The 13,391-nt window shown below is 55.7% G+C and carries 16 protein-coding genes and 1 tRNA gene; 5 read left to right on the top strand and 12 right to left on the bottom strand.

Annotated features, from left to right (window positions below; translation table 11 throughout):
• Window positions 1–64 precede the first annotated feature (64 nt).
• The 6 genes from gmk to HOO88_04070 form a co-directional block, all read right to left on the bottom strand.
• The gene (gene gmk, locus HOO88_04095; GenBank protein NOU35933.1) at window positions 65–673 is read right to left on the bottom strand and encodes a guanylate kinase; all 609 of its coding nucleotides are present in this window, start codon (window positions 671–673) and stop codon (window positions 65–67) included.
• The gene (locus tag HOO88_04090) at window positions 663–1,541 is read right to left on the bottom strand and encodes a YicC family protein (GenBank protein ID NOU35932.1); all 879 of its coding nucleotides are present in this window, start codon (window positions 1,539–1,541) and stop codon (window positions 663–665) included. The genes gmk and HOO88_04090 overlap by 11 nt, the downstream gene beginning before the upstream one ends.
• A 2-nt stretch (window positions 1,542–1,543) precedes the next feature.
• Window positions 1,544–2,143 (bottom strand): hypothetical protein, encoded by a 600-nt coding sequence (locus HOO88_04085; GenBank protein ID NOU35931.1) that lies wholly within the window; start codon window positions 2,141–2,143, stop codon window positions 1,544–1,546.
• A 227-nt stretch (window positions 2,144–2,370) separates the two neighbouring features.
• Window positions 2,371–3,570 (bottom strand): tryptophan synthase subunit beta, encoded by a 1,200-nt coding sequence (gene trpB, locus HOO88_04080; GenBank protein NOU35930.1) that lies wholly within the window; start codon window positions 3,568–3,570, stop codon window positions 2,371–2,373.
• Window positions 3,567–4,199, bottom strand: a complete 633-nt coding sequence (locus HOO88_04075; GenBank protein NOU35929.1) for a phosphoribosylanthranilate isomerase — start codon at window positions 4,197–4,199, stop codon at window positions 3,567–3,569. The genes trpB (HOO88_04080) and HOO88_04075 overlap by 4 nt, the downstream gene beginning before the upstream one ends.
• A gap of 11 nt (window positions 4,200–4,210) precedes the next feature.
• Window positions 4,211–4,858, bottom strand: coding sequence for a hypothetical protein (locus tag HOO88_04070; protein ID NOU35928.1), 648 nt, complete (start codon window positions 4,856–4,858; stop codon window positions 4,211–4,213).
• Window positions 4,859–5,046: 188 nt separating this feature from the next.
• On the opposite strand from HOO88_04070, the gene trpB (HOO88_04065) reads away from it, so the two are divergent.
• Both trpB (HOO88_04065) and HOO88_04060 read left to right on the top strand, forming a co-directional pair.
• Window positions 5,047–6,270: a tryptophan synthase subunit beta gene (trpB, locus tag HOO88_04065; GenBank protein ID NOU35927.1), complete on the top strand. Its 1,224-nt coding sequence runs from the start codon at window positions 5,047–5,049 to the stop codon at window positions 6,268–6,270.
• Between the two features lie 33 nt (window positions 6,271–6,303).
• Entirely contained in the window at window positions 6,304–8,583 is a 2,280-nt protein-coding gene (locus tag HOO88_04060; GenBank protein ID NOU35926.1) for a hypothetical protein, read from the top strand.
• Window positions 8,584–8,640: 57 nt separating this feature from the next.
• On the opposite strand, the gene HOO88_04055 is transcribed toward HOO88_04060, so the two are convergent.
• Together HOO88_04055 and HOO88_04050 are read right to left on the bottom strand one after the other, a co-directional pair.
• Window positions 8,641–9,036, bottom strand: a complete 396-nt coding sequence (locus HOO88_04055; protein NOU35925.1) for a type II toxin-antitoxin system death-on-curing family toxin — start codon at window positions 9,034–9,036, stop codon at window positions 8,641–8,643.
• Window positions 9,033–9,263 carry an AbrB family transcriptional regulator gene (locus HOO88_04050; GenBank protein ID NOU35924.1) on the bottom strand — a complete coding sequence of 77 codons (231 nt, stop codon included), beginning with the start codon at window positions 9,261–9,263 and terminating at the stop codon, window positions 9,033–9,035. Before HOO88_04050 ends, HOO88_04055 begins: the two co-directional genes overlap by 4 nt.
• Window positions 9,264–9,379: 116 nt before the next feature.
• On the opposite strand from HOO88_04050, the gene HOO88_04045 reads away from it, so the two are divergent.
• On the top strand, window positions 9,380–9,790 hold the full coding sequence (locus HOO88_04045; protein NOU35923.1) for a hypothetical protein: 411 nt from the start codon (window positions 9,380–9,382) through the stop codon (window positions 9,788–9,790).
• Window positions 9,791–9,966: 176 nt separating this feature from the next.
• Here the strand turns inward: HOO88_04045 and HOO88_04040 are convergent.
• Window positions 9,967–10,043, bottom strand: a tRNA-Arg gene (locus HOO88_04040).
• Window positions 10,044–10,080: 37 nt separating this feature from the next.
• Between HOO88_04040 and HOO88_04035 the strand changes: the two genes are divergently transcribed.
• A complete protein-coding gene (locus HOO88_04035) occupies window positions 10,081–10,293 on the top strand; it encodes a hypothetical protein (GenBank protein ID NOU35922.1) in 213 nt (70 codons plus the stop codon).
• Between the two features lie 236 nt (window positions 10,294–10,529).
• On the opposite strand, the gene HOO88_04030 is transcribed toward HOO88_04035, so the two are convergent.
• From HOO88_04030 to HOO88_04020, 3 genes are read right to left on the bottom strand one after another with little or no spacing between them, the layout of a single operon-like run.
• Window positions 10,530–11,360 (bottom strand): hypothetical protein, encoded by an 831-nt coding sequence (locus HOO88_04030; GenBank protein ID NOU35921.1) that lies wholly within the window; start codon window positions 11,358–11,360, stop codon window positions 10,530–10,532.
• A gap of 8 nt (window positions 11,361–11,368) precedes the next feature.
• Window positions 11,369–12,550 (bottom strand): DNA (cytosine-5-)-methyltransferase, encoded by a 1,182-nt coding sequence (dcm, locus tag HOO88_04025; GenBank protein ID NOU35920.1) that lies wholly within the window; start codon window positions 12,548–12,550, stop codon window positions 11,369–11,371.
• 13 nt (window positions 12,551–12,563) lie between these two features.
• Complete coding sequence (locus HOO88_04020; protein NOU35919.1) at window positions 12,564–12,815, bottom strand: helix-turn-helix transcriptional regulator; 252 nt, start codon at window positions 12,813–12,815, stop codon at window positions 12,564–12,566.
• 288 nt (window positions 12,816–13,103) lie between these two features.
• Here HOO88_04020 and HOO88_04015 point away from each other — a divergent pair, with 288 nt between their 5' ends.
• On the top strand, window positions 13,104–13,349 hold the full coding sequence (locus HOO88_04015; GenBank protein NOU35918.1) for an EF-hand domain-containing protein: 246 nt from the start codon (window positions 13,104–13,106) through the stop codon (window positions 13,347–13,349).
• Window positions 13,350–13,391 lie beyond the last annotated feature (42 nt).

The following is a 13,391-nucleotide window of genomic DNA, read 5'->3' as shown; positions in this document are numbered from 1 at the left end:
AACGAAGGTATAACGATTAAAAAATTTTCTTGCAACTAGAGTTTGTGGAAAACGTAAAAAAAAATTACCACCGGTTGTGGTGCTCGCGAGCGATGATTGCAGAAAGTTCATCCGCTGCTTTTTCAAAATCATCATTGATGACGACGTATTGATAGTCCGCCTGCTGCTTCATTTCGTCCGCCGCAACAAGCATTCTTTTTTCAATTACCTCTGCGCTGTCGGTGGCGCGACCGCACAAACGACGGCGTAATTCTTCCATCGACGGCGGCGCGATAAAAATATCAACGAAACTCCGCCTGATCACATCCTCATCGTTCATTGCGGCGCAGGCGCGGCGAATCTGATCCGCGCCCTGCACATCAATATCCATAATGATGTCGCGGCCCTGCGCTAATGCGTCAACCACCGTTTGCTTCAATGTTCCGTAGCGATTGCCGTGTACCAGCGCGTGCTCCAGAAACTCGCCCGCAGCAATGCGGGCGGAGAACTCCGCATCGGAAAGAAAGTGGTAATGCACGCCGTTCTGTTCGGCGCCGCGCGGCGGGCGCGTCGTGCACGAAATGGAATAAACCATTCCCGGAACGTTTTCGATCAGCCGGTTGCACAGCGACGATTTGCCTGCGCCCGACGGCGCGGAGATGACCAGCAGCAGCGGTTTGTTCTTATTCGACATTCTGAATCTGCTCCCGGATGCGTTCGAGTTCGGTTTTGAACGCCACCACCTGTTCTGTGATTTTTAAATCATTCGCTTTCGAGCCGATCGTATTGATCTCGCGGAAAAACTCCTGCGCCAGAAAGTCAAGCGGACGTCCGGCAGGTTCGCCGCCGCGCAGAATTTTTTTAAACTGCTGAATGTGACTTGTCAGTCGTGTGGCCTCTTCCGAAATATCACTGCGTTCGCCGAACAGCGCGATCTCTTTGATAATCCGCTCATCGGCTGCGATATTTTTCAGTCCGGCAGATTCTAATCCATCGAAAAGTTTCTTCCGGTAATTGGCGGCGATCTGCGGCGCACGCGCCTGAATCGCGGCAAGCATCTGTTCCAGCAGCTTCAGACGCGCCAGAAAATCCGCTTCGAGCGCTTTTCCTTCGCGGAGACGCATCGCGTTGAGTTTTTTCAGCGCGGCGGTCAGCGTTTTTTCTAAAAACGGGAAAATTTCTTCCGGAGTCTGTTCGCCCGACTGCATTTTCAGCAGCCCCGGAACCTGTAGTAACGCGCTTGCGCTCAAATCGTCGGTCAGGTTCAGTTTTTTGGCCGTGCGGCGCAGTTGTTTTACCGTTTCTTCGGCGCGCACCTGATCAATCTGAATCATTGCGCCGCCGTTCGCGGCTTCCAGCAGTACCGTTCCGCTGATCCGTCCGCGCGAAATCTGCTCCTGAATTATTTTCTGGATACGCGACTCCAGCGCCGCAAGCGACGGTGGAAGCCGGAAGACGACATCGAGTTGTTTGCGGTTTACCGAACTCAGCTCGACGGTCACCCGCGCCTCCCCGGCGCGCACTGCTGCCGCGCCGTACCCTGTCATGCTTTTTATCGACATTCTTACCACCGGTATTCTGCCTCGTCGCCTGATCCTGACACACGTTTCCCAAGCGCTTCCAGCGAAACACGGCCCGATGGATCGACCTTTACGCGAACATATGCTTTGCATATTCTGGTATTCAGATTTCCGCGCGAAGCAATTTCAACAAAGAACGGTTTGCCTTCCGCGGCAAAAGTCACGGGAACATGTGCGTGGCCGGAACCGCAGGAAATGGCTGAGCCAAAACCTGTGCCCAAACTTTTGACCTGTGCCGCAACAAAAAACTCTGCTTCGACAGTTTCCCCGTTTAATTGATCCGGATAGAGCATAATTTCGCTGACGGACATTTTCAGCTTTTGACCCCATTCCGGAATTTCTGTTTGTGCAGACCAACGGTATTCTCCCGAATCCTTGTCGTATTTGTCACCTACCGCCAGAGGTGCCTTGGCGCCGTCAGCGAGCACATACACTTCTCCCCGGGTAGCGGCTGTCATAACAGCAATCAGATCACCGGTTCCGGGCTTGGGAATAAATTTGGAAAAGAATCCGAGGCCCTCTACAGGGAGTCGGATTTGCTGTCCCCTGCGATCTGAGTAGGTGTCGCCGTCCGGAGCAACCATAGGGCGGATGTCTCCGAAATAAAACCCGTCTTTCAGTTTTGCCACATTGTATATCCGGTTGAAGCGCACCTTCACGATCCCAGCGGTCGGCAACCCGACTGCTCCGCCGGCGTCATATTCGGTTTCGGACGGCGGCGGCAGTTTCTCGGCTGTTGCAGTAAGAATAAAAAATCCGCTGATTACGCCCAGCCACAACAACATCTTTATTCTGCACATCTCTTCCTCCTTTATTTTATTCTACCCTTTTTCCACTCCGCGATTTGCTGGACGTCTTTGTCGCCGCGGCCGGAAACGTTGATGATCACAAGATCGTTTTTCGAAAACTGTTTGGCGTTTTTGATAACCCATGCGATGGCGTGTGAGCTTTCAAGCGCAGGCAGAATGCCTTCCCATTGCGCGAGCCGGTCGAAGCCGGCGACCGCGTCGGCATCTTCGATATAGGTATATTCCGCACGGCCGGTGTCGTGGAGCATGGCGTGTTCCGGGCCGACGGAAGCGTAGTCGAGTCCGGCGCTGACGGAATGCGTCAGCAGAATCTGTCCGTCGTCGTCCTGCAGAACATAACTCTTGGTGCCTTGCAGTACGCCGACCTTGCCGCCGGCGAAACGCGCGGCGTGTTTGCCGGGCTCGATGCCGAGTCCGCCAGCTTCAACACCGATCAGGCGAACGCCCGCATCCTTTATAAAGGCACTGAAAATGCCGATCGCGTTGCTGCCGCCGCCGACGCAGGCGACAATCGCGGTCGGCAGACGTCCTTCGGCTTTCAAAATCTGTTTACGCGCCTCGATGCCGATCACGCTCTGGAAATCGCGCACGATCATCGGGTACGGATGCGGGCCGAAGGCGGTGCCGAGAACGTAGTGCGTGTTGCTCAGGTTGCTGACCCAGTCGCGCATCGCTTCGTTAATCGCCTCTTTAAGCGTCTGCTGTCCGGCGGTGACGGCTACGACTTTCGCACCGAGGCTTTCCATCCGGAAAACATTCAGCGCCTGCCGCTCCATATCGACCTTGCCCATGTAAACGACACACTCCATGCCGAAGAGCGCGGCGGCGGTGGCGGTGGCGACGCCGTGCTGGCCCGCGCCGGTTTCGGCGATCAGCCTCGTCTTGCCGAGCCGCTTCGCCAGTAAAGCCTGACCGATCACGTTGTTGATTTTGTGCGCACCGGTGTGATTAAGGTCTTCGCGTTTGAGATAAATCTTCGGGCCGCCGAGCTGTGCGGTCATCCGCTGGGCGAACCAGAGCGGCGACGGGCGCCCGACGTATTCGCGCAGGTAGTAAGCGAGTTCTTTTTTGAACGCGGGATCTTTCTGTGCCGTTTTATAGATCCGTTCCAGCTCGCGGAGCGGCTCCATCAGCGTTTCGGGAACAAAGATGCCGCCGTACGGACCGAAGTGTCCCTGTTTATCCGGCTGATTCGATTTCATTTTCTGACTCTCTCGATAAACTGTTTTACCTTGCGGATGTCTTTGACGCCCGGTTCCTTTTCGACGCCGGAACTGACATCGACGCCCCACGGATTCACGGCGGCCATGGCATCGCGTACATTTTCCGGATTGAGGCCGCCCGCCAGCATCACGGGTTTGCCGACGGCGGTTTTCATGGCGATCGCGCGCTCCCAGCTACTAAGCTTGCCGGTGCCGCCGATGGTGTTCGGATCGAACGAATCGGCGAGCAGAACCGACGGCTCCGGATTAACCGCGTTTAGAATATTCCGGTTCACGCCCTCGCCCATGCGCGGCGAAAGCCAGGTTTCCAGCCCCTGAAAAAGCGGACGGTCGATTTTCCAGTCGTTGGAAATCAGATGAACCTGAACCACGTCGAGGTGGCAGGCGATCGCCACGGCTTCGACCTCGGCGGGCGGCGGTTCGACAAATACGCCGACTTTTTTGATCTGCTCAGGAATGCTTCTGAGCCAGCCTGCGACCTGTTCCGGCCGGACATAGCGCTTGGCGCGCGGCCAGAAAACAAAACCGATCGCGTCGGGCTCTAAAGCACAAATCTGCTCCAGATCGTTTCTGGAGCAGATTCCGCAGATTTTAACAAAAACGCTCATAGGTTTTTTAATCAACCTGCGGCGGTTTCCTCCGCGAGTTCTTCGGCCAGCTCTTCGGCGGCGTCGAACGCCATATCGCGGCGGACTGCGCTGTTGTTGAAGAAAAGCGGGTTCTGGCCGTCGGCCCAGGCAATGCGGATATCGGTAATGCCGATGAAGCCGAAGGCGGCGCTGACCTGACGGGTCAGTGCGTCGCGGTCATCGTTTTCCTTATAGACGCCGCCGGAGGCGACGAGCAGGACGATGGTGGTGATGTTGTGCAGCGGCTTCGGGCCGGCATCGGTCAGTTCAAACAAAAACCCGGGAGCGAGCACCTGATCCATCCAGGCTTTCATGACGCCGGGAACGGAAAAATTCCACATCGGCATGGTCAGAACCAGCACGTCGGCTTTTTTAAGTTCGTCGATCTGCTTCTGGGCATAGTTGAGGGCGGCGTCTTCGGCTTTGGTCGGCTCGTAGGCCGGGTCGAAGACGGGATTCCACATGCGGCGGAAGAGGTCGTTGGAATAGTACGGAGGTTTGTCCTGATAGAGGTCGATGTTGTTAAGCTCTACATCGGGGTTGAGTTCCAGCAGTTTACCGAAAAAGCGGGCGGCAAGTTGCTTGGAGACGGACTGCTCGACCGGCTTCGGATTGGCACACACATGCAAAACATTCATTCAATCACTCCCATAGGTTTCGTTCTGTTCAGGAAATCAACGGCGGGACTGTAACAGCGGCGCGGGGCGCGGCACAAGCGTTTCTTTAGGCGGGCGGCGCGCTTTCTCCTGCGAAGCCTTGCCCCCCGACGGATTTTATCCTACGCTCCGGCTCTCTTTTCTTAACCGTTCATATAAGGAGCGCCCCGATGAAAAAGGATTACCGCGATTACCTGCAGAACACGCCCGACGCCGAAGGCCATTTCGGGCCGTACGGCGGCGCGTATATTCCGCCGCAACTGGTCGGGCCGATGAAGGAAATTCACGAGGCCTACCTTAAGATAAGCCGCTCGCACCGTTTCATCGAGGAGCTGCGCTCCATCCGTAAACACTATCAGGGCCGCCCGACACCGGTTTACCACGCCGCGCGCCTCTCCGAAAAATGCGGCGGCGCACAGATTTATCTCAAACGCGAAGACCTCAACCACACCGGCGCGCACAAAATCAACCACTGCATGGGCGAAGGCCTGCTCGCCAAATACATGGGCAAGAAAAAGCTCATCGCCGAAACCGGCGCGGGCCAGCACGGCGTCGCGCTCGCCACCGCCGCCGCCTACTTCGGCCTCGAATGCGAAATCCACATGGGCGAAGTCGATATCGCCAAAGAACACCCGAACGTTGTCCGTATGAAACTGCTCGGCGCAAAAGTGGTTCCGGTTTCCCACGGACTCAAAACGCTGAAAGAAGCGGTCGATTCCGCATTTCTGGCCTATCTCGCCGATCCGGTCAGCGCGATCTACTGCATCGGCTCGGTCGTCGGCCCGCATCCGTTCCCGATGATGGTGCGCGACTTCCAGCGCGTCGTCGGCATCGAAGCGCGCGAACAGTTCTTCGAAATGACCGGCGGACTGCCGAACCTCCTCACCGCCTGCGTCGGCGGCGGAAGCAACGCCATGGGAATTTTCTCGGCGTTCCTGAACGACCCATGCGAAATCTGGGGCGCTGAGCCGCTGGGCCGCGGACCGAAAACCGGCGACCACGCCGCGACCGCGACCTACGGCAAGCCGGGAATCATCCACGGCTTCAAGTGCTATCTGCTGCAGGACGACAAGGGCGAACCGTCACCGGTGTACTCCATCGCCAGCGGACTCGACTATCCCGGCGTCGGCCCCGAACACAGCCACCTCAAAGACGAAGGCCGCATTCAGTACGCCGCCATCGACGACAAGGAATGCCTCAACGGATTCTTCACACTCTGCCGCTCCGAAGGAATTATACCGGCGCTCGAAAGCGCGCATGCTGTTGCCTTCGCCATGAAAAAAGCCAAAGAGATGAAATCCGGCACGATTTTGGTCAACCTCTCCGGTCGCGGCGACAAAGACCTCGACTTCGTCGTTGATAACTACGGGTACGGCGACAAGAGCCAAGGATAACTGCTGCGCCGCTTTCCAAAGATTGGAGTATCTATGTCACACAGCCAGTTCAGCGATGATTCCGGCGCATACACGGTTGCGGATATGTTTCCGCCGCGCCCGTGGTACAACTTTCTGTGGAACTGCTCGTTCATTGCACAGATTGACCAGTTCGGCGGCGGCAAAAGCTGGTTCTATTCTCCCGAAGGCGTGCGCGCCAACCACAACATCACCGGATCGCCGTCCGACCTCGCGACCGTAACCGGCAATCGGCTGATTTACCTCCGCGACCGGGACACCGGTGCCTACTGGGCCGCCAACCGCAACTTCCACAACGAACCGTTCGAGGAGTTCTACACCGTCGTTGAACAGGGCCGCTCGCAGATCGTTTCATCATTCACCGGTATCAAGTGCACCTTTGCACTCTCCGTCGCGAAGAACGATCCCGCCGAATGCTGGCAGATCACCGTGCAGAACACCGGTCGCGCGCCGCGTAAAATCCAGCTCTTCCCGTATGCCCAGACCGCCTTTAACAACCTGCCCCACTCGCCCTGCATGGCGGCAGATTGGGATGCGGCGTGCGGCGGACTGCTCATCCAGAACCGCGCGCCGCAACTGAATACCCCCTTCCGTTGTACCTACATGGTTTCCGGCCGGAAACCCACTGCGTGGGAAACAACTGATCGCCGCTTCACCGGTGTTTACGGACAGCCCGCTGCTCCCGACGCCGTGCGGGCCGGACAGCTCGCTTCGCTGGGCACCAACTTTGAATGGCAGATGTGTTTCGCCCTTCAGTTCAATCTCGACCTCGCGCCCGGCGAATCGGCGGAAATCCGGCTGGTTAACGGATTGGCGGAAACGCCCGCAGTAGCGGCGGAAACCTGCCAGCGCCTGCTGGCGCCGGGCGTTTTTGAAACCCAGCAGGCCGCTCGCGCCGCCGCCCGTCAAACGCGCGAAGAGCGGCTGACCGTCCGCACCGGAGAAAGCGATGTAGACGCGCTGGCCTCTTCGTGGCTCAAACAACAGATCACCCTTGGCTGCGACTGGGGCCGCGTTTACGGACGCGGCTTCCGCGATGTCATGCAGGATTGCGCGGCAGCATCCTCCTTTGCACCGGACGTTTCGCGTCGCCGCCTGCTCGAAGCGCTCGCGCGGCAGTACGCCAGCGGCGACACGCTTCGCCAATGGAACCCGGCCTGGAAGCATCCTTACCGCGACGGCGCGGCGTGGATCGTACCGACCGTCACGGCCCTGCTCAAAGAAACCGGCGATTTCTCTCTTCTCGAAGAGCGCGTTCCCTACTGCGACAGCACAGACTCCGGCACGGTGCTCGACCACTGTTTCCGGGGATTGGAATTTCTGTTTGCCGGGCTCGGCGAACACGGACTCTGCCTCTGGGGCGGCGGCGACTGGTGCGACACGATAGATGCCGCAGGTCTTGAAGGGCGCGGCGAAAGCGTCTGGCTCACCGAGGCCGCCGTCAGCTCTGCCCGCCTCTTTGCGGAACTGCTCATCCAGCTCGGCCGCGCAGACGAAGCGGCGGACTTCCGCACAAAAGCAGAAACGCTGATTGCCAATCTACGCAACCACGCGTGGGATAAAGACCGCTTCATCTGTGGATTCAATGATGACGGACGGGAAATCGGTTCACGCACCGGACCGGATGCCCGCCTGTTCCTCAATATGCAAACCTGGGCGGTGATGAGCGGCGCGGCGACAGACGGAACTGCGCTTCTTGACCTTGTCGAACGCGAACTTTCCACGCCATGCGGCTGTGTACTGTGCAAACCGGCGTTCAATGCGCCCGACCCGCGCATCGGCATGATCACCGGCATGGTGCCTGGAAACTGTGAAAACGGCGCAGTCTACTGCCACGGCAATGCCTTCAAAATCGTCGCCGACTGCCATCTGGGGCGCGCGGAGCAGGCCTATTCCACCCTTCGGAAAATTCTGCCCGGCAATCCGGATAATCCGGACAGCGGCGTCGAGCCTTACGCCGTCACCAACCAATACCTTGGCCCGGAAAACCCGCATCGCGCCGGAACGGCCAACGGAACCTGGATCACCGGCACGGCGGGCTGGATCTACCGCGCCGTCACCGAACATCTGCTCGGGCTTCAGCCGGACTACGCCGGACTGCGACTGCGCCCCTGTCTGCCAGCCGCATGGCCCGAAGTGAAAATCCGCCGCGTTTTCCGGGGAAACATTTACAACATCACCCTGCGCCGCGCCGCTCAGACGCGCCTCATTGTGAACGGAAAAGAAATCTCCGGCGACCTGCTTCCGCCTGGAACCCCCGGCACGGAATACACGGTGCTGCTCGAAACCGTTTGACGGGCCATTCCCTGCAAATTACAGGAAATTGCAGGGGCAAATGTGTTTCATTTGGTTTCAACCGCGCGGACGTCGGCGGCAAGATGCTTTGAGCCAGGCGGCGTAGTCCTGCTGGTTTATTTCACCGGAAGCCAGCGCCAGCGTTTGCATGACGGCATCTGCCTCGGGCGCATGCAGGTCATATCCATTTACGCCAAGGAAGGTATAGGCCGCCATAAACCCGGCGCGTTTGTTGCCGTCAAGAAAGGGATGGTTCTTCACGATACCCAGCGCATATTCCGCCGCCAGATCAAACAGCGTCGGTGAGCCGTAATGAAAAACCTGCTTCGGACGATTCAGCGCGGAGTCCAAAAGTCCCTCGTCGCGCAGGCCGGCCAATCCACCAAACCGGGCCAAAAGCTCCTCCTGAATCGCAAGAATAACTTCTGCAGGAACCCAAACCGGCTCTTTCATTTTGCCAGTTCCCGCAGAGCATTGCGGTATTTTTGCATGCCGCGTTCAGCAATTTTCATCATCTCACCGAAGTGTTCATTATCAGGTGTCACCTGCATGGCGCCCCTGGGCGCTTCGGTGATGTAAAGCGTCGCGCCCTCTTCGACTTTCATCGCCTGCAGGGCTTCTTTGGGAAGCACGATGCCGAGCGAATTACCGATCTTCCGAACTTTAGTTTTATAGGCCATGTGGGAACAGTAGTTATAACGTCTGGTTTTCGCAAGCCGGAATCCTTTTTCTCTCCCTTGCTTTCTGCCGATCGCCACACCAGTATTCTGCCGCGCCAAAGCTCCGGAGGATTTTTATGAAAAAGACACTGCTTCTCATCTCTCTACTTCCTTTCACAGCGACGTTTGCAGAAAAAAAACCGGCGGAGCCGACTCCGTCGTTTTCTCAAATCCAGATCATTCAGGAAGAAAAGCAGTTTCAATCCTGTGAAAACGTCGGAGGCTCGGGCTTCTTTTGGATCGATACCAGCAGTGCCGATGTCTGGCTGTTCGACACCGCCACTGAAACGTGGAAATTTCTCGGTTCGCCGCGCGGCTCGAACGACAACCGGAAAGGCGCCTACGAACTGCTCACCAACAAAGCCGGCGGATTTTACCTGCTCAACACCAAAACCGGCGAAGGCTGGTCGTGGACCGCCGCTACCTCGTGGAAAACCATCGGTGCTCCCTCGCGCCGGATAAAACCTCCGGAAGACCGAAAAGACTGAACATTTCGCGCCGTCGCTTGCCCCGCCATTCAGGGCGGAGCGGTCCGGCGACTCCGGTCTGTTGTACTGCTTTTCAGAAACTAAATCGTCGATCGGCAATCATCAATCGGCAATCACTCTTCGACTCGCTCAAAAGAATGGCCCGCCATGAGCGGGCTCATAACAAGCGAGTCGAATGGTGCCTCGGACAGGGTTCGAACCTGTAACCCTCAGATTCGAAATCTGATGCTCTATCCAATTGAGCTACCGGGGCGGGAAGAATTGATGATTTATGAACGATGATTGCTGATTTGCAAGCGAGAACAATTCGCGGCCCCCGCCACTTGCCATCCGACACTGCGAAACTTTACGCTTCGGTTGTGGATCACCTGACTCCAGAGAAGCGCTCGTGGAATATGTCGCGGATACGCGGCAGAGATACGACGCCGGAAGTTCTTGTCCGCTCCATGCTCCACCGCAGAAACCAGAGGTCAGGGGTCAGAGATCAGTGGGCAGAACGATGAACGCCTTTAACGGCTTCAACGATTTTAACTCCGTTTACGCGGCTGTTTCTGGCACCGGCACAAAGGCTGTAAAGACGCCACCACTCCAAAAAGCAACAAGGCCTTCTGGAAGAAAAAATTCGAGCGCAACGTCGCCAACGATCGGAAACACGCCCGCCAACTCAAACGACTTGGCTGGAAAGTTGTCACCGTCTGAGAATGTGAACCCGACGGGCCGGGAAACTTCTGACGCGGCTCTACCGAGCAATTTTTTCGCAATTATAGAGCCGGAGCAGTTCTTCCGCGTCCAAGTGTAATGAGTCGTGCAGCTCCTGTTGCCGCCGCTCAAATAACCGGAGAATGACTTCGGACGTGGTTGTATCGACAGCGTGATGAACCTTGGCGTGGCACATTGGGCAGAGACTGAAAATATTGCATCGTTTATCTAGCTTCACATCCCACGCCGACTGACAACTCATGGGTATCAAATGATGCGCTTCAACATAGGGCGCTAGTGTGCTTCGAGCCGTAAAAAGATTATGGTTGCGGTCAAATTCACATTTGTAATCTGCCAGCCGAAGGCACTCGCGCGCCAGTTTTGCATCCCTCTCCCATGTGTCGCACGCCTTACGTTTTGTTTTCCTTATTTCTTCCTCTTCATAAATAGCCGCCTGATATGCCGAGTCGTCTTCATCTTGCCTTTCTTGGCTTCGCCAGTCCTTCTCCGACATTGCTCCGATGAAAATATTTCCGGCTTTTGAATACATGAACCAAACGTCGCCTTGTTTTGGTTTAAACTTTGCTCTCTTACCGATATATAGTCTCAACTCATTTTTATCGGGCTTCGGGTATACGAGGTTTAATGCAACCGTTGCATCTGTGCCGTGCAGCCGGAAGTGTTTTCTCGCCTGTTCGGGGTCATCCTTTTTGGGGCCATGAAGGATCGTTTCGCCAAATTGCTTGATAGCAAGTCGCGCTTCATAATCTGTCAGCGTGATTTGGGAATCATATTCTTCTCGTTTTGTTACCTTCGAATATGTTCCGTCTTTCGTTCCGAATTTTATTTTCTGAAGTACTCCAAATTTCATTTGGCCTCCTATAATTCGAGAGTTTTTACAATCTGTCTGGCGATTCGTTGTGCAACTGGAACTGGTAAGGCATTGCCGAACTGCCGATATGCGGCGGCGTCACTGTCGGGCAAAATATATTTCTCCGGAAATCCTTGGAGTCTGGCGCACTCGCGCGGGGTCAGCTTTCTCGGATTTTTGCCGGACTGAGGCACAAGGCACTCTTTGCCGTCTTTTCCGTAACGTGAAACGAGCGTGTTCGCTGGCTCGTCGAGATTTGCCTCAAATGCCGTAAAACCGGTGCCGCGATCAAGATTTCGTTGCGTGCGCCGAACGTGTCCATCCCACAAACGATCTGAAATGGTGTATTTTGCGAGACACTTCGGTTCTAAAATACTTTTAAGCGGCTTGGGCTCTCCGCTGAATGAAGGAAATTTAAAATCAACGGCCTTGTCCCGAAAGCACACCATGAAGCATCGGCGTCTTTTCTGCGGAACAACCGTACGCGCATCGATCACCGCGTCAAAGAAGGAATACCCGAGGTCTTCTTCGATGGTTTTTCTGATCGTGGCGTACGTGTCTCCGCCATTGTGCCGTTTTAGATTGCTGACATTCTCCAGCAAGAGAACCGTCGGTTTTTTAACCTTGGCTATGCGAACGATGTCGAAAAACAACGTCCCTTGCGTTTTACACGCGAACCCGTGTTTTAGCCCCAGCGAGTTGCGCGAAGAAACACCCGCCAGACTAAACGGCTGACAAGGGAACCCTCCGGCCAATATATCGTGGTCGGGAATTAATTTATCTAATTGAGCATCAGAAACAGTTGCGCCCGTAAACTGCCGGATGTCGCCAAACGGAACCTCGCCAAAGTTTTTCGCGTAGGTTTTTTTCGCCGAATCATTCCACTCCGATGAAAAAACGCATTTCCCGCCGACAGACTGTAGCGCTATGCGAAAGCCGCCGATGCCGGCAAATAAGTCGATAAACTTAAATTTGGCGTCTCGGGGGGGGGGGAATGGAACATCCCACTTGATTGGGAACCACTCCTGAAAATCAGAGTTTTTTGTCAGATATGCTGTGGCGGGATCATGAAAACAGTCGGCGGCAACGTCTTTGTGGTTTTGTAAATAATGGGTAACGAACGCAAGGCTGTCGTCTTTCCAGTTACTTTTGGGGGTTATTAAAACCTCTTCTACTTCTGTGTATTTCATTGGCGTTTTGACTCTATCGAGATTGCTTGGGCTGTTTGCCGAGTCCTTCACAGACTTCGGACACGGTTGTATTGAATCCGGTCGCCAAGCGAACAAGGCTCAAAACGCTGGGATTTCGAACGCCGCGTTCGATGCCGCTGATGTAGGAAGGATCAAGACCGGAGCGCTCCGCGAGCTGTTCCTGGGTGAGTTCCTTTTTACTGCGGAGTTCGCTGACGTTTTTGCCGAGCGCGATCAGAACGGGATTCTTTTTCATGCGTTGCATGATGCCCGCTTCATGGACGATAAGTCCACGGACGATGAGTCAAGTTGCGCGGGAGCAATCCGTGTCTTCCGTGTAATCCGTGGTAAAAATATTTCCAGAGTTCGGGTCTCTCTGTGCTTCTCCGTGTCCTCGAGCGAAGCGGGTGGCCCGCCCTGGGTTTATCGAAGGGTAAAAATTCCGGAAGTTTGTTCGTTGCGGGGCAGATATTTCTTCCCCGTTCTTGCGGTTTGCGACCGGTTGGCTTACTCTCGACGCCGTCTCAAGGGGTTTAACTAAAAGGAGGATTCCATGAAGTTATATGTTCTCATTCTCTCTGTTGTTCTGTTCTCCGTCGGCGCTCAGGCGGCGGCGTTAGTGTTCGCAGACACGGATAAAAACAGCGATGGCCTGCTGTCCAAAGAGGAGTTTGTCGCTGGCCACAAGCTGAACAATCCCAAGCGAACGGAGGCGGACGTTCAGAAGTTGTTCGCGACCAAAGATCTGAATAAAGACGGCTCTCTCACGCCCAAGGAATTCGAATCCGACCGGAAATAATCCACGGTTCAGATTGGCCCGGCCCCTCTTCCCGCTCCGGGA

The sequence above is a fragment of the Kiritimatiellaceae bacterium genome (assembly GCA_013141415.1).
Taxonomy (GTDB): domain Bacteria; phylum Verrucomicrobiota; class Kiritimatiellia; order Kiritimatiellales; family Tichowtungiaceae; genus Tichowtungia.
This window is presented reverse-complemented; position numbering and strand designations above follow the sequence as displayed.